Source organism: Paraburkholderia sp. NPDC080076 (genome assembly GCF_050281145.1).
Classification (GTDB): domain Bacteria; phylum Pseudomonadota; class Gammaproteobacteria; order Burkholderiales; family Burkholderiaceae; genus Paraburkholderia.
In genome coordinates this window covers 336,753-360,892 of record NZ_JBNNWQ010000005.1, presented here as the reverse complement: position 1 = coordinate 360,892, position 24,140 = coordinate 336,753, and the positions used below count along the sequence as shown (strand labels likewise).

Sequence of the window (24,140 nt, the reverse complement as noted above, 5' to 3'; positions counted from 1 at the left end):
CAATGTGCCCACAACCAAATTGGCCCGCCGCAACGCCACACGCGTGTTTGCGAAGCCCCATGCGAACCGCTTAGAACGGAGCACCCATGCTCTACCAACTGCACGAATTCCAGCGGGCGATGTTGAGCCCCCTTACCGCCTGGGCCCAGGCCGCGTCGAAATCCTTCGCGAATCCCGCCAGCCCTTTGGCCTACGTGCCCGGCGCCACGCGCCTCTCAGCCGGTTACGAACTACTCTACCGGCTCGGTAAAGATTACGAAAAGCCCGAGTTCAATCTTCATCAGATTGTCAAAGACGGTCATAACATTCCGATCATTGAACAGACGATCATCGAGAAGCCGTTTTGCCGCCTGATGCGCTTCAAGCGTTTCGCCGACGACAGCGACGCTGTTACCCAATTGAAAGACGAACCGGTCGTGCTGGTATGCGCACCGTTGTCGGGACACCACGCCACGCTGCTGCGTGACACCGTGCGCACGTTGTTGCAAGACCACAAGGTTTACCTGACCGACTGGATCGACGCACGCATGGTGCCGCTCGAAGCCGGCGAGTTTCATCTGGACGACTACGTCGCCTACATTCAGGAATTCATCCGTCACATCGGCGCGAAGAATCTGCACGTGATCTCGGTGTGTCAGCCGACCGTGCCGGTGCTTGCCGCCATTTCGCTGCTGGCGAGCCGCGGCGAAGACACGCCGCGCACCATGACGATGATGGGTGGCCCGATCGACGCGCGCAAGAGCCCGACGTCGGTCAACTCGCTCGCCACGCAACACTCGTATGAGTGGTTCGACAACAACGTGATCTTCACAGTGCCGCCGAATTATCCGGGCGTGGGCCGTAAGGTTTACCCGGGCTTTTTGCAGCACACCGGTTTTGTCGCCATGAATCCGGAACGTCACGCGGCGTCGCACTGGGATTTCTACCAGAGCCTGCTGCGCGGCGACGAAGACGACGCGGAAGCGCACCGCCGCTTCTACGACGAGTACAACGCCGTGCTCGACATGGACGCGGACTATTACCTCGACACGATCCGCGTGGTGTTCCAGGAATTCCGCCTCGCCGAAGGCACGTGGGACGTTTCCGGCGAACGGGTGAAGCCGCAGGACATCACGAAAACCGCGCTCTTCACGATCGAAGGCGAACTGGACGACATCTCCGGCGACGGCCAGACCTTTGCCGCGCATGAGCTGTGCACGGGCATTCCGGAAGAGCACAAACGTCACTTCACCGCGGAGAAGTGCGGACACTACGGCATTTTCTCCGGACGTCGCTGGCGCACCATCATCTATCCGCAGTTGCGCGACTTCATCCTCGAGCACAACAAGGCGCCGAAGGTAGCGAAGGAAAAAGTCGAAGCCTGAGCGTCGCACGCATAATCGCCAAACAACGGCCTCTTCGGAGGCCGTTGTCGTTCATGAGGATCCCGAAGCCTCAGTGCGCCGCTTTTGACGCAGCCTACTTGCGCAACAGATACGCGAGCAGCAACTCGGTGTTCATCTGAATCACTTCACTGCGCTCGCTCGCGCTGCTGAAATCGCGGCCGAGTGTGGCTTCGAGCGTGAAGCGGTTCGACACGATGTAGTAGCCCATGCCCGAGAGCGTGACATAGAAGCGCAGCGGATCGACGTTGGTGCGGAACAGCCCCGCACGTTGACCGCGCTCGAGAATGCCGCCGAGCGTGGCGACGATCGGCGAGATCATTTCGCGGATGCGCGTCGACTTCTGCATATAGCGTGCTTCATGCAGATTCTCGTTATTGATGAGACGCAGCAACTCGGGATGATCGCGGTAGTAATCCCAAACAAAATGCGCGAGACGCGTGATCGCCTCGACCGGGGCGATGCCATTGAGCTCGAGCGTGCGCTCCGCTTCATTGAGCGCGCTGAACGCGTGCTCGAGTACGGCGGTAAAAAGCTGCTCCTTGCTACCGAAGTAGTAATAGAGCATGCGCTCATTCGTTTCCGCGCGGCGGGCGATCTGATCGACGCGCGCGCCGAATAGCCCACCATTTGCAAACTCTTCGGCCGCCGCAAGCAGAATGCGGCGCCGTGTGCCTTCAGGATCTCTTTTGATTTTCGGCTGATTCATGGTGGCATCGTCTTCGTGAGCCGCGTTATCCGGATCGCGCCGCCGGCCTCTCCTCGGGCCTTGCACCGACAGCACTGAACGGGCTGGTTGGGGGAATACCCTTCTGCGGTCTTTCGAAAAAAGCGCTTCGATTATGGCACATGGATTGCGGATGGCAATTGGGGAAATCGGCGATAATGTGCTATTTAGTTCAAGCTGTGCGGCCGCAAGCCAAAGCCCCACGTCGTGACCGTGACAGATACCAAAACACTCGCAGACCGCATCGAAGATCTGCTCCCCCAGACGCAATGCACCAAGTGCGGTTACCCCGCATGCCGCCCCTATGCCGAAGCCGTTGCAAGCGGTGAGGCCAACTACAATCAATGCCCCCCGGGCGGCGCCGAAGGCATCGCACGGCTTGCCGCTTTGCTCGGCAAGCCCGTGATTCCGCTCAATTCCGCCAACGGCGTCGAACGGCCGCGTCCGTTGGCGGTTATCGACGAACAAGTTTGCATCGGCTGCACGTTGTGCATGCAGGCCTGTCCGGTCGATGCAATAGTTGGCGCACCGAAACAGATGCATACGGTGATCGCCGAACTCTGCACCGGTTGCGATTTGTGTGTGCCGCCCTGCCCCGTCGACTGCATTGCCTTGCCGCCGGTCACCGGCGAAGCGACCGGTTGGGACGCGTGGAGCCAGGCGCAGGCCGACGCCGCGCGCGAGCGCCATGACCGGCGCGAAGCGCGTCTCGCCCGCGAGCGCGAGGCTGCCGAAGCACGTGCTGCAGCGCGGCGGACCGGCAGCGCTGCCGCTGCTCAGGTTACCGAAACAACGCAAGCCAACGCTGCGGCGCCATCGGCCGCGCCCGCCGCGGACGACGCCGAAGCAAAGAAACGCGCGATCATCCAGGCCGCGCTCGACCGTGCTCGCAAGAAGAAAGAGGAACTGGCCGCCAAAGGCCAGGGCCCGCTGAACACCGAACGTGTGAGCGCGGACGTGCAGGCGCAGATCGATGCCGCCGAAGCACGCCGCCGCCGTCTCGGCCTCGCCGCGGACAACCCCGATACACCGTCCGATAAGCACTAACCGCACCGTCACGCCCAGCATGAACGCGAACAAACGCCGCGCCATCTACGAGACGTTTCAGAGTCTCACGCCTCATCCGACAACCGAACTCGAGTACACCACTCCGTTCGAACTGCTGATCGCCGTGCTGCTGTCGGCGCAGGCCACCGACGTGTCGGTCAACAAGGCCATGCGCAAGATGTTCCCGGTCGCGAACACGCCGCAGAAAGTTTTCGATCTCGGCGAAGAAGGCGTGACCGGCTACATCAAGACCATCGGCCTCTATCGCACCAAGGCGAAGAACGTCATTGCTACCTGCCGCATTCTGCTCGACCAGTACGGCGGCGAAGTGCCAGAGGATCGCGAAGCGCTCGAAAGCCTGCCGGGCGTCGGCCGGAAAACGGCCAATGTGATTCTGAACACCGCGTTCGGTCACCCGACCATCGCGGTCGACACGCACATCTTTCGGGTTGCGAATCGAACCGGTCTTGCGCCCGGCAAGGACGTTCGCGCGGTCGAAGCGGCGCTGGAGAAATTCACGCCCGCCGAGTTCAAGCAGGACGCGCACCACTGGTTGATCCTGCACGGCCGTTATGTATGCAAGGCGCGCCGGCCTGAATGCTGGCATTGCGTGATCGAGCCGCTGTGCGAGTTCCGGCCGAAAAGCCCGCCGCCGGATCTGTAGGCGGAGCCGACACCTCATTCAGCGCCAAAGCGCCGCCAGCAGCCCGCGCCGCCCCGGCGTAAAATGACGCCCTGCCTCGTCCGCTTCACAGGCTGACGCTTTACAGGCTCACGTCACACGCCCCACTCAACGCACCGGTCTCACGATGTTCAATCCCAGCCGCGACGAAGTCCGTCTCTTCTTCACCGACACCTGGCGCAAGCAGCGCAAAGGCGAGATTCTGACGCCGCTGGAGGCGATCGCCGCCGACTGGATCGTCGAGCATCCCGAATACCACGCCGACCTGACCGACGGCGACGCCGCCCAGGCACAGGACTACTCGCCCGAACGCGGCCAGACCAACCCGTTCCTGCATCTATCTATGCATCTGGCGATCACCGAACAGCTGTCGATCGACCAGCCGCCCGGCATTCGCGCGGCGCACGAACGGCTTGCCGCACGCCTCGGCTCGACCCACGAGGCGCAGCACGCCATCATGGACTGCCTTGGCGAAACCATCTGGGAAGCGCAGCGCACCGGCACGCCGCCCGACACGGACGCATACCTGCAGCGCATCGAGCGGCGCGCCACGCGCGACTGAAGCTGGCACATCCGCCAGTCGGAACCAGGCGCCCAAAAGCACGACACCCCGCCGAAGCGGGGTGTCGTTCAATCCAAAAGCAGCGCGAAGACTTATGCGGCGCGCTTACTTCTTCTGCACCAGATCGCCGTTCAGCGATTCGACGTAAGCGGCAATGTCTTTCATGTCGCTTTGCGACAGGCTTTGCACCTGCGCCTGCATGATCGGGTTGTTGCGACCGAGGTGCGGGTTGCCGTTGCCCATCTGGTATTGGCGCAGCGCCCAGTAGACGTAATCGGAATGCTGACCCGCGAGCTTGGGATACTCCGGGCTCACCGGCTTGTTCAGGTTCACGCCGTGGCAAGCCGCGCAGTTGTGGCTGTCGGACAGCACCTTGCCGTTGCCGGCGTCGGCGGCGTGCGCTACGTTCGCTGCAACCAGACCGATCACTGCCGCCGACGCGCATGCAGCCTTGAACACCGTGTGGAGTGCCTGTTGGGGCTTATTCATGAATTCTCCTATCCCGCGAATTTATTTGCCGAGTGACTGGATGGACAAGCCGCCGGTCACTTGTCGGGATTGCTCTTCGAAGAGGAATTTTGCGCTGCGTAGTAGGCAGCGATGTCGGCGATGTCCTGATCCGACAGCGACGCGGTGATGGCGCGCATTGTTTCGAAATGGCGGTCGCCCTTCTTGTAGCCATGCAGGGCGTTCTCGAGGTACGCCTGGTTCTGCCCGCCGAGCATCGGCACGCGGTAGACCTCAGGGTAAGCCGTGCGGTATTCAGGGATGCCGTGGCAGCCAATACACATCGCGACCTTGCCTTGGCCCGCCTTCGCGTTGCCGACGACATCCGCTGCCTGCGCACCGGCCGTATAGCCCGCGAGCACCGACAGCGCTGCGATCACGACGTGTTTGCCAACGAATTTATTCATAGCATGTAACCTGGCTTGAGGGGAAACGGGCGACCAAAAAGGCAACGGCCCGCGCCGTTATTCTTATAGGGAGCCACGCAGGCCAAAAAAATCGGGCTAATTGTACCGCGACGCCGCTCCGAACGTCCACCGCGCGGGGCCGCGGCGCATCCGGCCACCGCAAAGCCACAGCTAGCGCCGGTTTGCTCCGCCGCGCCCGATCCGCAAGGCATGGCGGCCACCGCCGCATGCCGGCCGCTCGCGCCGGTTCGACACGCATCCGACACCGCATTCAGCCCGCTCTCGCCCGGCGCGCCCGCCCACCAGGCCCGCCGGGCGAACGTTCGGGCCGCTCGCCGGCGCCGCGTGCGCACTGGCTTCGCGCTACGGCACCGCGGGTGACACCTTACGCGAGGCGGTTTCAGGCCAACAGGCCTTCTGACTTATACTGGGTTTTTTCCCGAAAAAGAGCATCTCGCCATGCGTTTCGAAGGCTCATCGCAGTACGTCGCCACCGACGACCTCAAGCTCGCGGTCAACGCCGCGATGACGCTCAAGCGCCCGTTGCTGATCAAGGGCGAACCCGGCACGGGCAAAACCATGCTCGCCGAAGAGGTCGCCGCCGCGCTCGGCATGCCGCTTTTGCAGTGGCACATCAAGTCCACCACCAAGGCGCAGCAGGGTCTGTACGAGTACGACGCGGTGTCGCGCCTGCGCGATTCGCAACTCGGCGACGAACGCGTCAAGGACATCGGCAACTACATCGTCAAGGGCGTGCTGTGGCAGGCGTTCGAGTCGGAGGAGCAAACGGTGCTGCTGATCGACGAGATCGACAAGGCCGACATCGAATTCCCCAACGACCTGCTGCGCGAACTCGACCGCATGGAGTTCTACGTGTACGAGACGCACGAGCTGATCCGCGCGAAACAGCGCCCGCTCGTGATCATCACGTCGAACAACGAGAAGGAGCTGCCCGACGCGTTCCTGCGCCGCTGCTTCTTCCATTACATCAAGTTCCCCGATCCGGTCACCATGCAGCAGATCGTCGAGGTGCACTATCCGGGCATCAAGAAGGAACTGCTCGCGGCCGCCATGCAGAGCTTTTTCGAACTGCGCAACGTCGCCGGATTGAAGAAAAAGCCGTCCACCTCGGAACTGCTCGACTGGCTCAAGCTGCTGCTCGCCGAAGACATTCCCCCCGAAGCGCTGCGCTCGTCCGACCAGAAGCAGATCATTCCGCCGCTGCACGGCGCGCTGCTGAAGAACGAGCAGGACGTGAATCTGTTCGAGCGGCTGATCTTCATGAACCGCAACAACCGTTGAACCACCGTTGATTGATCGTTGATTGAGCGCCGGATGGTCGCCGGCCGGCCGCCAAGCCGCCATTGAAGCGCGCGGCGCCCCGACCACCCGCCGCCGCCGCAGAGGACCCAGCATGCTGATCGACTTCTTCTACTCGCTGCGCGCCGCCAAACTGCCGGTGTCGGTGAAGGAATACCTGACGCTGCTCGAGGCGCTCAAAGCCAACGTGATCGCGCCGTCGCTCGACGAGTTCTACTATCTCGCGCGCATCACGCTGGTCAAGGACGAGCAGTACTTCGACAAGTTCGACCAGGCGTTCGGCGCGTATTTCAAAGGCGTCGCGCAAGCCTCGGAGTTCGCCTTCGACGTCCCGCTCGACTGGCTGAAGAAGAAGCTGCAACGCGATCTGTCGCCGGAAGAAAAAGCGCAGATCGAGGCGATGGGCGGCCTCGACAAGCTCATGGAGCGCCTGAAGGAACTGTTCGACGAACAGAAGGAGCGCCACGAAGGCGGTAACAAGTGGATCGGCACGGGCGGCACGTCGCCGTTCGGCAATGGCGGCTACAACCCGGAAGGCGTGCGCATCGGCGGCGACGCGGCGGGCAACCGCACCGCCGTCAAGGTCTGGGAAGCGCGCGCCTATCGCGATTACGACGATCAGGTCGAAATCGGCACGCGCAACATCAAGATCGCGCTGCGCCGCCTGCGCCGTTTCGCCCGCGAGGGCGCCGCCGAAGAACTCGACCTGCCCGACACGATCCGCAGCACCGCCGCGAACGCCGGCTGGCTCGACCTGAAGATGGTGCCCGAGCGGCACAACAAGGTGAAAGTGCTGATGCTGCTCGACGTGGGCGGCTCGATGGACGATCACATCAAGCGCACCGAAGAGCTGTTCTCCGCCGCCAAAGCCGAGTTCAAGCACCTGGAGTTCTACTACTTCCACAACTGCGTGTACGACTTCCTGTGGAAGAACAACCGCCGCCGTCACGCCGAGCGTATGCCGACGTGGGATGTGCTGCACAAATTCACGTCCGACTACAAGCTGATCTTCGTCGGCGACGCGACGATGAGCCCGTACGAAGTGCTGCAGCCGGGCGGCTCGGTGGAGTACAACAACGCCGAAGCCGGCGCGGTATGGCTGCGCCGGCTCGCCGATCATTTCCCGCACCACGCGTGGCTCAATCCCGAACCGGAAGGCTTGTGGGCGTACCGGCAGTCGGTCAGCGCGATCCGCGAGGTGCTCGGCCACCGCATGTACCCGCTCACGCTCGCCGGCCTCGAGACCGCGATGCGCACGCTGAGCAAATAGTCCGCTCGAGTTTTACATTCAACGATAAGAAAGCATCTGCATGAGTCCGTCTTCCACGCCCGATTTGTCCCCTGCCGTCACTCCGCCCGGGCGCCTCAACCCTTTCGCCGACACTTCGCTGTCCGCCATCGTCGCCGGTTTCGTCGCGATGATGACGGGCTACACCAGTTCGCTCGTGCTGATGTTCCAGGCAGGCCAGGCCGCGCATCTGAGCGACGCGCAGATTTCGTCGTGGATCTGGGCCTTGTCGATCGGCATGGCCGTCTGCACGATCGGCCTCTCGCTGCGGTTTCGCGCGCCGATCGTGATCGCCTGGTCGACGCCCGGCGCGGCGCTGCTGGTGTCGTCGCTGCCGCACGTGGCTTATGGAGAGGCGATCGGCGCGTTTATCGTCTGCGCGCTGCTGCTCACGCTCGTCGGCCTGACCGGCTGGTTCGACACGCTGATGAAGAAGATTCCGGCGAGCATCGCCTCGGCCTTACTGGCGGGCATCCTGTTCGAGATCGGCATCGAGATTTTCCGCGCCGCGCAGTTCCAGACCGCGCTCGTGCTGACCATGTTCTTCACCTACCTGGTCGTCAAACGGCTCGCTCCGCGCTATGCGATCGTCACGACGCTGATCGTCGGCACGGCGGCCGCCGGCGGGCTCGGACTGCTCGACTTCAGCCGCTTCCACGTCGCGCTGGCGCATCCGGTGTTCACGATGCCGGTGTTTTCGGCGGCGGCCAGCGTCAGCATCGGGATTCCGCTTTTCGTCGTCGCGATGGCGTCGCAGAACGTGCCGGGCATCGCCGTGCTGCGCGCGGACGGCTACAGCACGCCCTCGGCGCCGCTGATTTCGACCACCGGCATCGCCTCGCTGCTGCTCGCGCCGTTCGGCTCGCACGGCATCAATCTTGCGGCAATCACCGCGGCGATCTGCACCGGCCCCGAAGCGCACGAAAACCGCAACAAGCGCTATATGGCGGCGGTATGGTGCGGCATCTTCTACCTGATCGCCGGGGTTTTCGGCGCGACCATCGCCGCGCTGTTCGCGGCCTTGCCGAAGGCGCTGGTGGTCTCCGTCGCGGCGCTGGCGCTGTTCGGCTCGATCATGAGCGGCCTCGCCAACGCCATGCAGGACCTGAAGCAGCGCGAGGCGGCGCTGGTCACGTTCATGGTGACCGCGTCCGGGCTGACTTTGCTGTCCATCGGCTCGGCTTTCTGGGGGCTGGTGGCCGGCGTGCTGACGCAAGTGGTGTTGAACGCGCGGCGCGCCTGATCAGTCGGCAAAAAGCGCTCGGCGGAATCGGTCAGCGCCGGATCGGTCGGCGGAAAATGCCGCCTGAAACCGCGTGAACGGATCGCCGTGGGCAACTGTCAATACCGCATCAGCCGATCCGCCATAGAATAGAAGCATCCGGCAGCGCTTTCCGTCAAAATTCCCCGGCAAGATGGCGGGCAGCGTTGCAGCGTGACCCGCGGCCGCCGGATCTGGTTAGCGTTTCAGGCCGGTGGCAACCTCATTTCTCCTGAACCACGGCGCGCACGCGCCCTGAAGGCTCGAACATGACAACCGCACTCGATCAACTCAAGCAATACACCACCGTCGTGGCCGATACCGGCGACTTCCAGCAGCTTGCCCAGTACAAGCCGCAGGACGCGACCACCAATCCGTCGCTGATTCTGAAAGCGGTGCAGAAAGACGACTACAAGCCGCTGCTCGAAAAGACCGTCAAGGCGCACGCGTCGAAGCCGGTCGGCGCGATCATCGACCAGTTGCTGATCGCCTTCGGCACCGAAATTCTCAAGATCATTCCGGGCCGCGTGTCGACGGAAGTGGACGCGCGCCTCTCGTTCGACACGCAAGCCTCGATCGCCAAGGGCCGCGAGCTGATCTCGCTGTACAAGGAGCACGGCATTGGCCGCGAACGCGTGCTGATCAAGCTGGCTTCCACGTGGGAAGGCGTCCGCGCGGCGGAAGTGCTGCAGAAGGAAGGCATCCACTGCAACATGACGCTGCTGTTCTCGCTCGCCCAGGCGGCCGCCTGCGCCGAAGCGGGCGCGCAACTGATCTCGCCGTTCGTCGGCCGGATTTACGACTGGTACAAAAAGAATGCCGGCAGCGCGTGGGACGAAGCGAAAGACGGCGGCGCCAACGACCCGGGCGTCAAATCGGTGCGCCGCATTTACGCGTACTACAAGAAGTTCGGCTACAAGACCGAGGTGATGGGCGCGAGCTTCCGCACGCCGGGTCAGATTCTGGAACTGGCCGGCTGCGACCTGCTGACCATCAGCCCGGATTTGCTGCAAAAGCTGCAGGACAGCACCGATAAGGTGGAGCGCAAGCTGTCGCCGGATATCGCCAAAGGTGCGGATATCGAACGCGTGCCGGTCGACGAAGCGTCGTTCCGTTTCCTCGTCAATGACGAAGCCATGGCGACTGAAAAGCTCGCCGAAGGGATTCGCGCCTTCGCTGCGGACGCGGTCAAGCTGGAAAAGCTGATCGAGGCGTTGCGTTAAGCTTTGCTCGCGCCGCTTGGCTGGCGCTCAAAACACACGGCCTTGGACTTCACGGTTCCGGGCCGTGTGCCGTTTACCGACCTTCGGCGGTTGTGGTTGCGTTTGACCCGCGTCATGGACCGCCGCACCTACGACATATCGTCACAATTAACGCCTGACGGACGACTAGAATCTTCTGCAAGGGCGATTCACGGTGGTCTATTAGCGTTGCCCCTGTGCGGGGCGCCACCTCCTTTCTTTGCCGCGGCAAAGAAAGGAGGCAAAGAAAACCGCTTTACACCGCCAACCCTTAAGCGGGCTCCCCGCGCAGCCACGGTAGTGGTGCATCTGGAATCGGTGCCCTCGCACATTCCGCGTAAGTGACAAGGCACTCATTCTTCCGGCGGCGCTGCGCGCGCCGTCGCGGTACTTCTTCAACCTGGGGCTCTTGCGTTGCTTGTTGCGGGGATATCGCGCTGCTCACCCTTTCCGGAGACGATCATGCTGGTTCAACCTTACGTATTTTTTAACGGGCGCTGCGAAGAAGCGCTCGACTATTACTGCGCGAAACTCGGCGCTCAGGTGACCTTCAAGATGCGCTACAAGGAGGCGCCGCCCGATCCGCAAAACCAGCCGCGGCCGGGTCTCGAAGAAAAGATCATGCACGCTAACGTGCGGATGGGCTCGACCGACTGGATGGCCTCCGACGGCCATTGCGACCCCTCGGCTACGATGAACGGCTTCAGCCTGTCACTCACCGCCGACGACGCCGCCTCCGCCGAAAAGTACTTCAATGCGCTCGCCGACGGCGGCCAGGTGACGCTGCCGTTTCAGCCGACTTTCTGGAGCAAGGGCTTCGGGATGGTGGTCGATCGCTTCGGTCTCATGTGGATGGTGACGGTGCCGGAGGGCTGAGCATTGAGGGCCGCAGCCGCACCTAAGCCTTCAGCAAAGTCCTCGAATGCCGTTCGATGTTCCAGTTCGGCTCGGTTTCCAGCAACAGTTCGCGCAGCCGGTCCACTTGTTCGGCTAGCCGCTGTCCGAGCCAATACGGCCCCTGAAATTCGGTCGGCAGCTTGAGCGCCGCGTCGCCGTGTCTCTGCGCGAGCGGCGATGCGGCCGGAATGCCGAAGTGCGTCGCCCGGCCAAAGCGCAGGCCGCGCGCCATCGCCAGCAGAATCGAGCGCACGGTGCGCACCTCCACGCCGCATTGCTCGGCGTACGTGGCGCGCGCCGTGGCGTCGGCGTGCATCAGCGGACCCGTGGCGAGCAGCTCCAGCGAACTGAGCACCGAGCGGTGCAGCCGCTGAATCTCTTCGAGCTTCGACTGCGGCACGTCGATTTCCTTCGCCACCGAAGGCATCAGCGACCGCAATTGCACGAGCCGCTTGTTGATCGCCAGAAAGCGCTTGACCTGCTCTTCCTCGCTGATCGTCTCGCCTTCCAGCAGCCGCGTGTAGACGCGCGCGCATTCGCGCAGATTCGTCGCGAGCCCGTAGCGCCACGAATAGGTGGCATGCAGAGGCAGCGCGAACGAAAACGCCAGCGCGATCACAATGCCGATCAGCACGTTCAGCGTGCGCCACAGGCCGACGTCGATCAGGTTGTCGCCGTGACCCGCGACGATGCACATGGTGATCGCCGTCAACAGCCCGATATAGCCTGACGAGCCGATCGCGAACCACGCGCAGATGCCCGCGACGATCGACATCAACACATAGGTGAGCGGCGCCGACCCGGTGAGGTTCTGCAACACGATCAGCGAAAGCCCGATCGACGCCCCGAGCAACGTGCCCGCCGCCCGTTCGGCTGCCTTCTTGCGGATATTGCCGTGATGCTGCAAGCCGCCGATCACCACCAGCAAAGTGACCGACGACCAGATGCCGTGCGGAATGTCGATCCCGGTGGTCGCCAGAATCGAAACCAGCATGGCCAGCCCGACGCGCAGACTGTGCAGCACCTTGGCGTGGCGATAGCGGTAGTAAGGCGACGTAACCGCGCGAACCATCCGGCTAACGGCCGAGCGGCGTGGAATCACGGTGTGGGAATCGGCAGAAGCCATGGCGGCGCGCTCGATGCGATAAGGACGGTTCCGCTATCCTGCCCTGGAGTGCCTCATTAGGACAAACGTCGGCAAGACAAACGCCCGCACACTTTCGTGTGCGGGCGTTGCGGTTTTCAGTTTGTCGAACCCCGTGAAGCGGCACGACATCAAGCAGGCGTGATCAGCTTTCGACCACGTCCAGATAGTCTTCCGGACGGGTGCGGTCTTCGGCGCGCTGCATGCCGGCCGCGCGCACCACCAGGCTCACCACCACCGCCACCACCAGGTTTACGATCAGCGACCACACCGCGGCATAGCCCGGAATCGCCATGCCGAACAGGTGGATCGTGAAGATCGAGCCGGCCAGCTTCAGCGAAATCGCCATCCACGTGCCGGTTGCGATGCCGACCGCCCAGCCGATCAGCAGGCCGCGATAGTCGAGCACGCGCGTGTACAGACCCAGCACGATCGCCGGCAAAGTCTGGATGATCCAGATACCGCCGAGCAGCTGCAACTGGATCGCGTACGTGAGCGGCAGGCCGAGAATGAACGCCACCGCGCCGACCTTGACGATCAGCGAGACCAGCTTTGCGACATTGGTCTCCTGCTCATGCGTCATGTTGCGGTTGACGAACTCCTTGTGGATGTTGCGCGTGTACAGGTTCGCGGCCGCGATCGACATGATCGCCGCCGGCACCAGTGCGCCGATGCCGATCGCCGCGAACGCCACACCGACGAACCACGACGGGAAGTAATGCAGGAACAGCGCCGGCACCGCGAAGTTCGGGCCGAACGCCTTGAAGTACGGCGCAAACTCCGGCATGTCCTTCACACCCGAGGCAAGCGCCATGTAGCCGAGCAGCGCGAGCAGGCCGAGCACCAGCGAATAAGCCGGCAGCATCGCCATATTGCGGCGGATCGTGTTACCCGACTTCGACGACAGCACCGCCGTGATCGAGTGCGGGTACAGGAACAGCGCGAGCGCCGAACCCACCGCGAGCGTCGCGTACGCGCTGTAGCCGTTCAGGCTCGAGACGTCCGGCGCCTTGAGCAACAGCTTGGCCGGCGGCACCACGCTGAAGATGTGGCCGAAGCCGCCCAGTTGCGGCGGAATTACGATGATCGCGGCGAAGATCGTGATGTAGATCAGCACGTCCTTGACCACCGCGATCATGGCCGGCGCGCGCAGACCCGAGGTGTACGTGTAGGCCGCCAGAATCGCGAACGCGATGATCAGCGGCAGATCGCCGACGAAACCCTTGGTGTCGAAACCCAGCGCGCCGATCACCACTTCGATACCGACCAGTTGCAGCGCGATGTACGGCATGGTCGCGACGATGCCGGTCACGGCGATCGCCAGAGCGAGCATACGGCTGCCATAGCGCGCCGAAACGAAGTCCGCCGACGTGACGTAGCCCTGACGTTTGGCGATGCTCCACAGTTTCGGGAACACCACGAACGCGAACGGATAGATCAGGATCGTGTACGGCAACGCGAAGAAACCGGTTGCGCCCGCACCGAACACCAGCGCCGGCACGGCGATGAAGGTGTACGCGGTGTACAGGTCGCCGCCCAGCAGGAACCACGTGACGATGGTGCCGAAGCGCCGCCCGCCGAGGCCCCACTCTTCCAGATGCGCGAGATCGCCGCGCCGCCAGTGAGCCGCGATAAAGCCGAGAATCGTGACGCCGATGAAAAACAGAACGAAGACGAAAGTTGCAATGGCGTTCATTATCGTGCGCCCCCCTGCGGACGGCCGCTGGAGCGCGTCTTGGTCTTGAAGTACACGAGCGCCGTGATGACGGCGCTGATCAGCACCCACAGGAGCTGATACCAGTAGAAGAACGGAAAGTCGAACAGCACGGGTTCGACCTTGTTATATGACGGCACCCAGATCATCGCGATCCAGGGCAACAGCAGCAACCAGAGCCAGTGCTTACTGGCCTTGTTCGCGTCGGCGTCGTGAGCCATGACGTCTCCTCTTCCCTATTATTGAAATGTTGGCCCGTGTTTGACGGGAGGTGGATCCCATAGCGGATGGCCACGGGCGCCCCGAAAGCTTCGAAAGAGTATAGGAGCGGCGAACGCGCGGTCAAGCAGGGACGACCCCAGCACGAGCGTGCTTTCAGGGGCCAGTGGGACGCTGTTTCGACGGGCGTATTTGAAGCGCTGCAGCGGGGCGCGTAAGGCCGCGTGGCTTGGGTCTGACAGGCCGGCCCGCTTCGCGAGGAAGAGGACCGGCTGTTCAATGCGCGATGGATGACGGCGGCGAGCGTCGCGTGGGCGCAACGGCGAGCGGCACGCCGATGGCGGTGTTCAGTCCATGCACTGCTTTGGATCGGACCGGCTTGCGCGGCCCGACCGCCCAGGTCGTCGCAATCAGACCGAGAACGAGACGCCGGTCTGCCCGGTCGATTCCTGCAGACCCTTGATCCACTTGCGCGCGGGCAGACCGAGTTCCGCTTCGATCAACTTGGCGCGCGCTTGCAGCGCCGTGAACGGCACCTCGAGCGCCGGACCCGAAAACGCGATCGCGATGCGGTTGCCGTCGTGCACTTCCGGCAGCGCGACCACGCGGCCGTCGAAGGCTTCGTTCAAACGCTTCATATTGCGCACGAAGCTCGGGTGATCGCCGAACAGGTTCACCGTCACCACGCCCGCGTCGGTCAGGCACGCGCGCACCGCGCGATAGAAGCCGACGCTGTCGAGCACCGGACCGCGCGCCGTCGCGTCATAGACATCGATCTGCAGCGCGCCGATCGTGCCGTGGTTGGCGCGGTCGTTGACGAAGTCCCATGCGTCGGTTTCGTGCACCGTCAGACGGGCGTCGTCGTGCGGCAATTCGAACATCGTGCGCGCGGCCACCACGACCGCCGGGTTCACTTCCACCGCCTCGACCTTCGCGCGTTTCAGGAAACGGTGCGCGAACTTGGTCAGCGCCGCGGCGCCCAGACCGAGCTGGACGATGCGCTTGGGCGTTTCGATGAAGAGCAGCCAGGCCATCATCTGCTGCGCGTATTCGAGTTCGATGTGATCCGGCTTGCGCAGACGCATTGCGCCCTGCACCCACTCCGTGCCGAAATGCAGGAAGCGCACGCCGCCCTCTTCCGAGAACGTCACCGGCGCGAAACGCGGCTTGCGCGGCGCTTCGATTTGCGGCGCATCGTGCAGATCGTCGTCGTGCGAGACGCGCTGTTTGTTGCGCGCGGCGTTCTGCTTTTTCTGCGTTTTTTGTTTCCCGCCGGCGACGTCAGCGTCGCGGTTGCGGAAGGCACGCGCTTCAGCCGAAGCGCGCTTGATCAATTTCGTCATGTAAGGATGTCGCGCCAAAGACGCAATTTTTGGTCGAACGAGAGCATAGCATTCGCCGGACTCGACGAAGGCAATACCAGGGTGACGTAGCCCGCCGCGCCGATTACCGGCGCGAAACGGCCCGCCGTCTTGCCGTTGAAGCAGACTTTCGCGAGCTTCGGCGCGTGGGCGCGCAACGAAGCGAAATCATTGGGGCTGGCATTGCGGATCGCCGCGTCGAGACTGCCTTCGCGCGTACAGGCCGCAAGCACGTCCCACACGCCGATGCCGTGCGCGAGCACGCGGCGCAGACGCTCTTCGTAGCTGAGTTCGGCGAGCGGTTCGTCGAGCACGGTGCCGATGAGGCGCCAGAACTGGTTGCGTGGATGCGCGTAGTACTGCGTCGCGGCAAGCGACGCCTCGCCGGGAAAGCTGCCGAGAATCAGCGTATGCGTGTCCGCGGCGACGACGGGAGGAAAGCCGCGCAGCATCAGCGGCTCCGTTCGTCGGATGCACGCGTTGCGGGATGCGCGCGCGATGCGGTGTGCTCGAGCGGGCGGCCGTGCTCGCGCACCCGCGGATGCGCCAGCCACTCATCCGACTTGCTCGGGCCGGACAGAGTCGCCAGATGCGTCCATAACGCCGGCAACATGCATTCGGTGACCATCAGCGGCGCACTGCGGCGCTCGAACACCGAGCGGCGCGCGACCAGCGCATGCGGCGGGGGCCCGTCGACCTCATGTGCCGCGAGGTGATAGAGCGGATGCCGCGCGGTCAACCTGCGGCTCACCAGCGACGAACGCGCCACACTGCTATCGCTATACAGGAGTTCCGCCAGCGGTCTCGTTCGCAAGCGCCGCATGGCCTGCCACACGCCCGCGCTCGCGGCGAGCGGCGCGATGCTATGCGCGGCGACAAACGGCACGCCGTCGACGCACAGCACGACTTCCCGAACCCAGACCGGCGCACGCGGCGCAAGGCCGAGCGCGGCGCTCTCGTCGGCCCACGGCAGCGCGACGCCTTCGCGCGTCACGCGTACCGCGACCGCGCCGAGCGCACGCAGATGCGCGGTCAGTGAACCACCACGGGTCAGCCAGTCTTTCTGGGCGGCGCTCAAGCCGGGTAAGGGCGCGACGCGCCAGTGGGCGTCGGCGGCATCGAAACGGATAGACATGGTGTCGGATTATAACGGCGCGGCTGTCGGACCATTCGCCAGCGCGCAGGCCTTTCCCTTCAGCAGATTCCATCGACTACGACGGCGGTCGTGCAGCACTTCCACGGGCGCGTCGATTTCAGATAGTTCCGATTCTCCGCGGCTCGCGTCGCGCGATAAAACCTCCGTGCTTTGCAAAGCCGGCCGCCGACGATCGAATGGCGCGCCATGTGAACGAATAATCAAGGAGAAAACACGAAGATGAAGCACATCCTGAGCACCACCACATGCGCGATCTCTGTCCTGCTGGTGGCAGGTTGCGCGGCGCAACTGAACCGCGATACCGAGACATCGTTGAACAAGGCCGTTGGTATCGAGGTGGCGCCGGTTGCCGGCGGTGTCGCGGTCAAGCTGCCCGAAACCGCCCTGTTCGATTTCAACAAATCCAACGTGCGCAGCGACGCCGCCGCAGTCATCGATCGTTCGGCCGTGCTGCTCAAGCGCAGCAAGAAACCGATTGTCGTGGAAGGCTACACCGACAACGTCGGCACCCTCGAATATAACCAGCAACTGTCCGAAGCGCGCGCGACCGCGGTGGGCTACGCGCTGGTGGCGCGCAGCATCCCGATGAGCCGCATTCGCACGAAGGGCAATGCGTACAACGATCCGGTGGCGAGCAACGATACGCCCGAAGGCCGCGCGCTGAATCGTCGCACCGAGATCGTGGTGCGTGGCGAGACGATGGATACGTTGATGGGAAAGAAGTAGACGGCCACCAGTTCCAGGCCAGCTCTAAATAAAAACCCGGGCGCGTGTGAGCCCGCCCGGTTTTCAATCAGCGACAAAATCGCGCAATGCTCGTGCGACCTCGTCGAGCACCGTATCCCAACGCCCCAACTCGCGCTGCCTGAACAGACGCGCCGACGGATACCACGGGCTATCGTCGCGCTCCGTCATCCAGCGCCAGTCGGTAAACGTGGGCACCAGCACCCAGACCGGCGTGCCGCATGCGCCGGCCAAATGGGCAACCGCCGTGTCCACCGTAATCACCAGATCGAGCGACTGCAGGATCGCCAGCGTGTCGGCGAACGTGCCGATCTCGGGCCCGAGCCTGTGCATGCCGATATCCGCGTGCCACGCCACCGCCTCGTTCTGTGCCTCGCCCTTTTGCAGCGCGAACCATTGCAGGCCAGTCTGCTGCAAAACCGGCAGCCATTCGCGTAACGGAATCGAACGATAGCGATCGAGCCCGTACGCCGGATTGCCGGCCCAGACAATGCCGACGCGTTTTCCGAGCGGACCGCGCGCATCGGCCGCACAGATTGCATCGAGGCGGTTCTGCCAACGTTGCGCCTGCGCCGGTTCCGCTCGCAGATAGGACGTCGCGAGCGGCAGCATCGGCAGGTCCAGCTTCATATGCTCCGGCATTCTGAGCATGCGGCACCAGTAGTCGTACGGTCCGGGCGGCGCGGTGGTCCACGCGGCATGCACGCCGGCCGCATTGCGCGCCACTTCGCTCAGCGGAGCCTCGACCCAGACGTCAACCTGCGCGCCGCGGCGATGCAACCACTCGGCCATGCGCAAAAACTGCAGTTGATCGCCCAGCCCCTGCTCGCCGACGAGCAGAAAACGACGGCCCGTCACCCGCTCGCCTTGCCACTCCGGATATGGCGGGCGAACCAGGTCGTGATTTTCCGGCAGCGCCTCATGCCAGCGGTATTGCTTCCAGCCGTTTTCGTAGTCGCCCGCGCGCAGTTGTGCCGCGGCGAGGTTGAACTGCATCGACGGATGATCGGGCATCAGCCGCGCGGCTTCGACGGCATGCGCATACATGGCCGGAAAGTCGCCCAGCATATTGAACGCAAATGACGCGTTATGATGCAGCCAGCCGTTGTGCGGATCGACGCCGAGGCCTTCAGTGGCGACGCTGATTGCATCCTTGAAACGCTCCACGCCGTTCAATGCGAAGGCCACCTGTTGCAGCGCGGATGCGTCGCCGGCGAAGCGAGCGCGCAGCTCGACGAGCACGCCGTCTATCCCCGCACCGCCCTGTGCTCTCCACAACGCCGAAATTAGTTCGAGCGCGTCCGTCAGATGCGTCGAGTCGAGCGTCCACGCATGCAGCCAGTAATCCGCGGCGTCCTGATAGCGTTCGAGCTCCGTACTGATCTGTGCGAGCGCGCGAACGGCATGATGCAATGCCGGCTCGAGTTCGAGCGCCTCGAGGTAGTGTCCGCGCGCTTCGACGAGACGCTTCGCGAGCTTCAGGCAATCGCCGAGATTCCGATGCAGGCTCGCAAAGTCGCCATCCAGATCCATCGCGCGATGGTAAAACGCTTCAGCGGCCGTCAGCTCGCCGCCCAGCGCGGCGATCAAGCCGCGATGCTCCCAGATATCCGCGCGCTCGGGCGCGACGCTCAATGCCTGGTCGAGATACTTGCGCGAAAGTTCGGGCCGATCGACGCGAAATGAGGCGAGGCCGAGACGATGGAGCGCGTGCACGTTGCGCGGTTGTTCGGCGAGAACGCGCTCGTAGCCGGCAATCGCTTCGCGATGGCGCCCCGCGGCGAAGCAGGCATCGGCACGCGCGGTGATCGCGCCGACATCGTTGGAGGCGCTGGTATGGAGTGGGAATTCGGGTTCGTGCATCGACATCGATCAGTTGCGTGAGTTGCTCAACTTGCCGTGGCTTGCGCCGCTCAGGCTGTCCGGTCCGGCGCCATCATCGTCTTCAGACGCGCGGCCACGCGCTCGACCACCGGCGTCCACTGGGCAGGCTGCGGCTGTCGGAACAGTTCGACCGAGTCATACCAGGGCTGCGTCTCCTCGTTGCCCCACGACCAGTGCGAGACGTGATCGAGCATCGCGAACACGCGATGTCCTAACGCGCCACCGAGATGCAACGGTGCGCTGTCGATAGTCACGAGCGCGTCTAGTGCGGCGAGATGCGCCGCCACATCGGCGAAGCCGTCTTCGTAATCGCCGGTCAGATCGCACAGACGAAAACCCTGCGCGGCCAGCACCGTCACATCGGCGTGGCGTCCAGGCGTGAGCGGATGGAATACGACATCCGGCAGCCTCAGCAACGGCGCCAGTGCCGCGAGCGGAATCGATCGCTTGGCGTCGCGCCGATGCGTCGGGCTGCCCGACCACACGAGACCGATGTGCCACATCGCAGCGGGCGCGTGCGCGCTGATCCGTTCGCGCCACGCCGCGACCTTCGACCCATCGGGCTGCAGATAAGGCGCGCCGCGGACCTGCTCCGGTTCGAGACCGAGCACGAGTGGCAGGCTCATGAGCGGCAAAGCGTAATCCGGTGAGCCGAGCGGACCTTCTTCGATCGACACGCAATCCGCGTAGGAACGCGCAAACAACGGTTGCAACGCGCGACGCACGGCGAGCACCAGCCGTCCGCCTTCGTCACGCACACGCGCCGCCAGATGCGGAACCAAGCGGACCATCTGGATGTCGTCGCCGCTGCCCTGCTCGCTGTGCACGACCAGGGTCTTGCCGCTGAGCGCTTCGCCATGCCAGCGCGGACACAAACGCATCATCACGCTGACGATGTTGTTCTGCTGGCGGTCTTCGCGCGCAAGACGCGCCTCGAAACGCGGCCACGCGATCGACCAATCGCCGCGCCGTAATTCCAGGTCCGCGAGATCGACCGCTGCCTGCACCGCCGATGGATCGATCGCGAGCGCCGCACGCAGTGCCGCCTCGCTGTCCTCGTAGCGCGCCTGCTCGTTCAGATACATGCCGATGGCCGCCAGCACGTCCGCGTTGCCGGGCGCGACGGCGTCCACGGCGCGCATGGTGGCCTCCGCCGCTGGCGCGTCATTGCACTGCCATTGCGCGTGACTGAGTTGCCACGCCATCTCCGCATCGGCGGGATCGCGCGCAAGCCTTTCGCGGCAGATACGCTCGACCGTCGGCCAATCGCGCACTTCGCGTAACGCCAGCACGAGTTGCAGCGGCAACGCCGGATCGACCGCGGGGTCGAGCGCGTACGCCCGCAACAACGCCGCGCGACGCTCGTCCCGCGCGCTCGTGTCGGGCAGCGCCGCCAACGCGATCGACAACCACCACGGCGCCCGTGCGTCCTGCGGCGCTCGACGCTCATAGGCACGCAAGATCCGCGCGGCCGCCGATTGCGCGCCGCACGTGTCGATCAACCACACGACCCAGTCGATCGTTGCCTCGACCGGCTGCACGGCCACCGCGCGCTCGCTGTTGCGCTGCGCGGCGCTGGTGTAGCCGAGCGCGTCGGCGAACAGCGCGACCCGCGCATGGCGCACTCCGTTCGCGCACGCTTGCGCCTGCGACGCGCTGTGATACGCCTCTTCGAAACGCCCCGCGCTCGCGCACAAGTCGGCGTGCAACTGCGGCGTTGCGCCGGCCACGGCGAATTCGACCGCGCGACGCGCGGCGGCATCGAAACCTTGCTCGCGCAGGATCGACCACAGGAGATGAACAGAATCGAGAGGTACTGCCAGGGCGGAATCGGACATGCGGAGTTCAGAGCGTTGTTGTTGTCATGCGCGAAGGCGTAATCACAAAAATAAGACCTGGTGATTTCAATGCCTAGAGATTGAAAATAATCCTTCAAGCCTCCGAATTAAAATCGCGCGAGCATAAGACAAAACCGCGTTTTCACATCTCATAAATCAATCTCAATTTAATGACGTTGATTCTATTTAGTTAGTTAACCATAATTAATTTCAGTCGACTACGAGTAACGCCCGGTAGTCGATCAGTTTGATCAACTACAGCATGGAGCAATGTTTGAATACTGAAAAATTGAAGAAAACGTCCGACCGCATCGCTCATCTGGCTGCGATCGTTCTACGGCGCGCGGGTGTCGCGCAACTGGAAAAGGAACTGGCGGGCTCAGCGCTGGCGCAACACCACACGTCGAAACAGACCAGCAAGGCCATCGGTAGTCTCGCGGCGAAAGTGCTGGCCGATCACACTTCGTGTCACGAGGCAAAAGAGTTGGCCGGTTGCGTGCTCTCGCAAGCGCGCCATCTGGATGAATCGGTGCCCGCGCGTTAAGCACCCGTCCTGAGGCGGCCGAAGCGGAGTCAACTGCGCTTCGCTCCGTCACGCCGCACCAGGCAAAAAAAATGCGCTGCGGAAGCAGCGCATCTTTCAACTCCAGGCGTCAGTAAGACGCCGCGTAATCAAACTCGATCCACGCTCAATTCGCGCGCGCCAGCAGCAGCGCATTGGTGCGCTTCACGAAGCTCGCCGGATCGTCCAGCGCGCCGCCTTCGGCGAGCAATGCCTGATCGAACAGCAGATGGCACCAGTCGTCGAAGTTCGCGCTGTCCGCATGCAAGCCCTTCACCAGCGCGTGCTCCGGATTCACTTCGAGAATCGGATGGAACGACGGCGCTTGCTGGCCCGCGGCCTTGAGCATGCGTTGCAGATAGCCGCTCATTTCGCCGTCGTCGGCAACGAGGCAAGACGGCGAATCGGTCAGGCGGAACGTGAGACGCACGTCCTTGGCCTTGTCCTTCAGCGCTTCCTTCATTTTCTCGACGAGCGGCTTGAACTCTTCGCCGACCTTCTCCTGCGCCTGCTTTTCCTCGTCGTTCAGCGCGCCCAGATCGAGATCGCCGCGCGCCACGCTTTGCAGCGGCTTGCCTTCGAATTCGTTCAGGAACGACAGGATCCACTCATCCACGCGATCGGTCAGCAGCAGCACTTCCACGCCCTTCTTGCGGAACACTTCGAGGTGCGGGCTGTGGGTCGCGGCCTGCCAGGTGTCGGCGGTCACGTAGTAGATCTTGGTCTGCTCGGGCTTCATACGCGCGACGTAGTCGGCCAGCGACACGGTCTGCTCCGGCGTGTCCGTATGCGTCGACGCAAAGCGCACGAGCTTCGCGATCCGCTCGCGATTGGCAAAGTCTTCGCCGATGCCTTCCTTCAGCACCTGGCCGAATTCCTTCCAGAAACCGGCGTACTTTTCCTTGTCCGCCTCGTTATCCGAGTTGGCCAGTTCTTCGAGCATCGACAGCGAACGCTTGGTCACGCCTTCGCGGATCGCCTTCACGTCGCGGCTTTCCTGCAGGATTTCGCGCGACACGTTCAGCGGCAAATCCGCCGAATCGACCACGCCCTTCACGAAGCGCAGATACGCCGGCAGCAGTTGCTCGGCGTCGTCCATGATGAACACGCGCTTCACGTACAGCTTCAGGCCGCCGCGATAGTCGCGGTTGAACATGTCGAACGGCGCGTGGGTCGGCACGTACAGCAATTGCGTGTATTCGCTGCGGCCTTCCACGCGATTATGCGTCCACGTAAGCGGATCCTGATGGTCGTGCGAGAGATGCTGATAGAACTGCTTGTACTGCTCGTCGGTGATGTCGTTCTTCGCGCGGGTCCACAGCGCGCTGGCCTGATTGACGGTCTCGTCCTCGTCCTTGGTGACCATCTCGCTCTTTTCCGCGTCCCACTCTTCCTTCTGCATCAGGATCGGCAGCGCGACGTGGTCGGAGTACTTCTGGATGATCGACTTCAGACGATGCGACGACAGCAGGTCGTCTTCATCCGCACGCAGATGCAGCGTGATGGTCGTGCCGCGCGCGGCGCGCTCGATCTGCTCGACGGCGAAGTCGCCCTCGCCCGCGCTTTCCCAGCGCACGCCTTCCGAGGCCGGCAAACCGGCGCGGCGCGTTTCGACCGTGATCTTGTCCGCGACGATAAAGCCCGAATAGAAGCCCACGCCGAACTGGCCGATCAGCGCCGCGTCTTTCTGCTGGTCGCCGGAGAGCTTGCCGAAGAATTCCTTGGTGCCCGAGCGCGCAATCGTGCCGAGGTTGGCGATCGCTTCGTCGCGGCTCATGCCGATGCCGTTGTCGTCGAGCGTGATGGTGCGCGCGGCCTTGTCGTACGACACGCGAATCCGCAGGTTCGGATCGTTTTCGTACAACGCGCTGTTTTCGATCGCTTCGAAGCGCAGCTTGTCGGCCGCGTCGGACGCGTTCGAAATCAGCTCGCGCAGGAAAATTTCCTTGTTGCTGTACAGCGAATGGATCATCAGGTGCAGAAGCTGTTTCACTTCTGCCTGAAAGCTCATGGTTTCTTGTGCCATGGTCGGACTTCCTCTCTGTTGCGAATGGGGGTTCAAGTCAGGCGCGGCGCCGTTCGTTGCGGCCTGCGGGCTTGCCGCCGGCGGAACGCCGGTGGGCCGCCGCCGCTGGGCCGAAGCGCCGGCCGCCGGAGCGCCGGCCGCCGGATTGTCCGCGTAATTGGGGGCAAGCCG

Annotated in this window: 23 protein-coding genes; 11 read left to right on the top strand and 12 right to left on the bottom strand. The window is 63.4% G+C overall.

Going from position 1 to position 24,140, the window contains the following annotated elements:
- Nucleotides 1-86 precede the first annotated feature (86 nt).
- On the top strand, nt 87-1,364 hold the full coding sequence (locus tag ACQKRQ_RS23210; RefSeq protein ID WP_132375373.1) for a polyhydroxyalkanoate depolymerase: 1,278 nt from the start codon (nt 87-89) through the stop codon (nt 1,362-1,364).
- Between the two features lie 94 nt (nt 1,365-1,458).
- On the opposite strand, the gene ACQKRQ_RS23205 is transcribed toward ACQKRQ_RS23210, so the two are convergent.
- Entirely contained in the window at nt 1,459-2,091 is a 633-nt protein-coding gene (locus ACQKRQ_RS23205; RefSeq protein WP_012432273.1) for a TetR/AcrR family transcriptional regulator, read from the bottom strand.
- Between the two features lie 231 nt (nt 2,092-2,322).
- Here ACQKRQ_RS23205 and rsxB point away from each other — a divergent pair, with 231 nt between their 5' ends.
- The 3 genes from rsxB to ACQKRQ_RS23190 all read left to right on the top strand — a co-directional run bounded on the left by rsxB (nt 2,323) and on the right by ACQKRQ_RS23190 (nt 4,400).
- On the top strand, nt 2,323-3,156 hold the full coding sequence (gene rsxB, locus ACQKRQ_RS23200; RefSeq protein WP_427479656.1) for an electron transport complex subunit RsxB: 834 nt from the start codon (nt 2,323-2,325) through the stop codon (nt 3,154-3,156).
- 19 nt (nt 3,157-3,175) lie between these two features.
- A complete protein-coding gene (gene nth / locus ACQKRQ_RS23195) occupies nt 3,176-3,820 on the top strand; it encodes an endonuclease III (protein WP_427479654.1) in 645 nt (214 codons plus the stop codon).
- 145 nt (nt 3,821-3,965) lie between these two features.
- Complete coding sequence (locus ACQKRQ_RS23190; RefSeq protein ID WP_012432270.1) at nt 3,966-4,400, top strand: DUF1841 family protein; 435 nt, start codon at nt 3,966-3,968, stop codon at nt 4,398-4,400.
- A gap of 105 nt (nt 4,401-4,505) precedes the next feature.
- Here the strand turns inward: ACQKRQ_RS23190 and ACQKRQ_RS23185 are convergent, their stop codons facing one another.
- Nucleotides 4,506-4,889: a c-type cytochrome gene (locus ACQKRQ_RS23185; protein ID WP_132375377.1), complete on the bottom strand. Its 384-nt coding sequence runs from the start codon at nt 4,887-4,889 to the stop codon at nt 4,506-4,508.
- A gap of 56 nt (nt 4,890-4,945) precedes the next feature.
- Nucleotides 4,946-5,314: a c-type cytochrome gene (locus tag ACQKRQ_RS23180; RefSeq protein ID WP_132375378.1), complete on the bottom strand. Its 369-nt coding sequence runs from the start codon at nt 5,312-5,314 to the stop codon at nt 4,946-4,948.
- Between the two features lie 459 nt (nt 5,315-5,773).
- Here ACQKRQ_RS23180 and ACQKRQ_RS23175 point away from each other — a divergent pair, with 459 nt between their 5' ends.
- The 5 genes from ACQKRQ_RS23175 (at nt 5,774) to ACQKRQ_RS23155 (ending at nt 11,300) form a co-directional block, all read left to right on the top strand.
- Nucleotides 5,774-6,616 carry an AAA family ATPase gene (locus ACQKRQ_RS23175; RefSeq protein WP_132375379.1) on the top strand — a complete coding sequence of 281 codons (843 nt, stop codon included), beginning with the start codon at nt 5,774-5,776 and terminating at the stop codon, nt 6,614-6,616.
- Nucleotides 6,617-6,728: 112 nt separating this feature from the next.
- A complete protein-coding gene (locus tag ACQKRQ_RS23170; RefSeq protein ID WP_427479651.1) occupies nt 6,729-7,904 on the top strand; it encodes a vWA domain-containing protein in 1,176 nt (391 codons plus the stop codon).
- A gap of 40 nt (nt 7,905-7,944) precedes the next feature.
- Nucleotides 7,945-9,165 (top strand): benzoate/H(+) symporter BenE family transporter, encoded by a 1,221-nt coding sequence (locus ACQKRQ_RS23165; RefSeq protein WP_427479649.1) that lies wholly within the window; start codon nt 7,945-7,947, stop codon nt 9,163-9,165.
- A gap of 287 nt (nt 9,166-9,452) precedes the next feature.
- Nucleotides 9,453-10,406 carry a transaldolase gene (gene tal / locus ACQKRQ_RS23160; protein ID WP_132375382.1) on the top strand — a complete coding sequence of 318 codons (954 nt, stop codon included), beginning with the start codon at nt 9,453-9,455 and terminating at the stop codon, nt 10,404-10,406.
- Between the two features lie 480 nt (nt 10,407-10,886).
- Entirely contained in the window at nt 10,887-11,300 is a 414-nt protein-coding gene (locus tag ACQKRQ_RS23155) for a VOC family protein (protein WP_132375383.1), read from the top strand.
- A 22-nt stretch (nt 11,301-11,322) separates the two neighbouring features.
- On the opposite strand, the gene ACQKRQ_RS23150 is transcribed toward ACQKRQ_RS23155, so the two are convergent.
- From ACQKRQ_RS23150 to ACQKRQ_RS23125, 6 genes are all read right to left on the bottom strand, one after another.
- On the bottom strand, nt 11,323-12,447 hold the full coding sequence (locus ACQKRQ_RS23150) for an FUSC family protein (protein ID WP_427479647.1): 1,125 nt from the start codon (nt 12,445-12,447) through the stop codon (nt 11,323-11,325).
- Between the two features lie 163 nt (nt 12,448-12,610).
- Nucleotides 12,611-14,161, bottom strand: a complete 1,551-nt coding sequence (mctP, locus tag ACQKRQ_RS23145) for a monocarboxylate uptake permease MctP (protein ID WP_427479646.1) — start codon at nt 14,159-14,161, stop codon at nt 12,611-12,613.
- Nucleotides 14,161-14,400 (bottom strand): DUF3311 domain-containing protein, encoded by a 240-nt coding sequence (locus ACQKRQ_RS23140; protein ID WP_132375386.1) that lies wholly within the window; start codon nt 14,398-14,400, stop codon nt 14,161-14,163. Before ACQKRQ_RS23140 ends, mctP begins: the two co-directional genes overlap by 1 nt.
- 408 nt (nt 14,401-14,808) lie before the next feature.
- Nucleotides 14,809-15,741, bottom strand: coding sequence for a spermidine synthase (locus ACQKRQ_RS23135; RefSeq protein ID WP_427479644.1), 933 nt, complete (start codon nt 15,739-15,741; stop codon nt 14,809-14,811).
- On the bottom strand, nt 15,738-16,211 hold the full coding sequence (locus ACQKRQ_RS23130; RefSeq protein WP_132375388.1) for a DNA-deoxyinosine glycosylase: 474 nt from the start codon (nt 16,209-16,211) through the stop codon (nt 15,738-15,740). Before ACQKRQ_RS23130 ends, ACQKRQ_RS23135 begins: the two co-directional genes overlap by 4 nt.
- Entirely contained in the window at nt 16,211-16,894 is a 684-nt protein-coding gene (locus tag ACQKRQ_RS23125) for a chorismate--pyruvate lyase family protein (protein WP_427479641.1), read from the bottom strand. The genes ACQKRQ_RS23130 and ACQKRQ_RS23125 overlap by 1 nt, the downstream gene beginning before the upstream one ends.
- A gap of 240 nt (nt 16,895-17,134) precedes the next feature.
- On the opposite strand from ACQKRQ_RS23125, the gene ACQKRQ_RS23120 reads away from it, so the two are divergent.
- Nucleotides 17,135-17,641, top strand: a complete 507-nt coding sequence (locus ACQKRQ_RS23120) for an OmpA family protein (protein ID WP_427479639.1) — start codon at nt 17,135-17,137, stop codon at nt 17,639-17,641.
- A gap of 63 nt (nt 17,642-17,704) precedes the next feature.
- On the opposite strand, the gene ACQKRQ_RS23115 is transcribed toward ACQKRQ_RS23120, so the two are convergent.
- The gene (locus tag ACQKRQ_RS23115) at nt 17,705-19,528 is read right to left on the bottom strand and encodes a tetratricopeptide repeat protein (protein WP_427479637.1); all 1,824 of its coding nucleotides are present in this window, start codon (nt 19,526-19,528) and stop codon (nt 17,705-17,707) included.
- A gap of 44 nt (nt 19,529-19,572) precedes the next feature.
- The gene (locus ACQKRQ_RS23110) at nt 19,573-21,381 is read right to left on the bottom strand and encodes a hypothetical protein (protein WP_427479636.1); all 1,809 of its coding nucleotides are present in this window, start codon (nt 21,379-21,381) and stop codon (nt 19,573-19,575) included.
- Nucleotides 21,382-21,643: 262 nt separating this feature from the next.
- Between ACQKRQ_RS23110 and ACQKRQ_RS23105 the strand changes: the two genes are divergently transcribed.
- The gene (locus ACQKRQ_RS23105; protein ID WP_427479634.1) at nt 21,644-21,925 is read left to right on the top strand and encodes a hypothetical protein; all 282 of its coding nucleotides are present in this window, start codon (nt 21,644-21,646) and stop codon (nt 21,923-21,925) included.
- Nucleotides 21,926-22,070: 145 nt separating this feature from the next.
- Here the strand turns inward: ACQKRQ_RS23105 and htpG are convergent, their stop codons facing one another.
- Entirely contained in the window at nt 22,071-23,969 is a 1,899-nt protein-coding gene (gene htpG / locus ACQKRQ_RS23100) for a molecular chaperone HtpG (protein ID WP_132375394.1), read from the bottom strand.
- Nucleotides 23,970-24,140 lie beyond the last annotated feature (171 nt).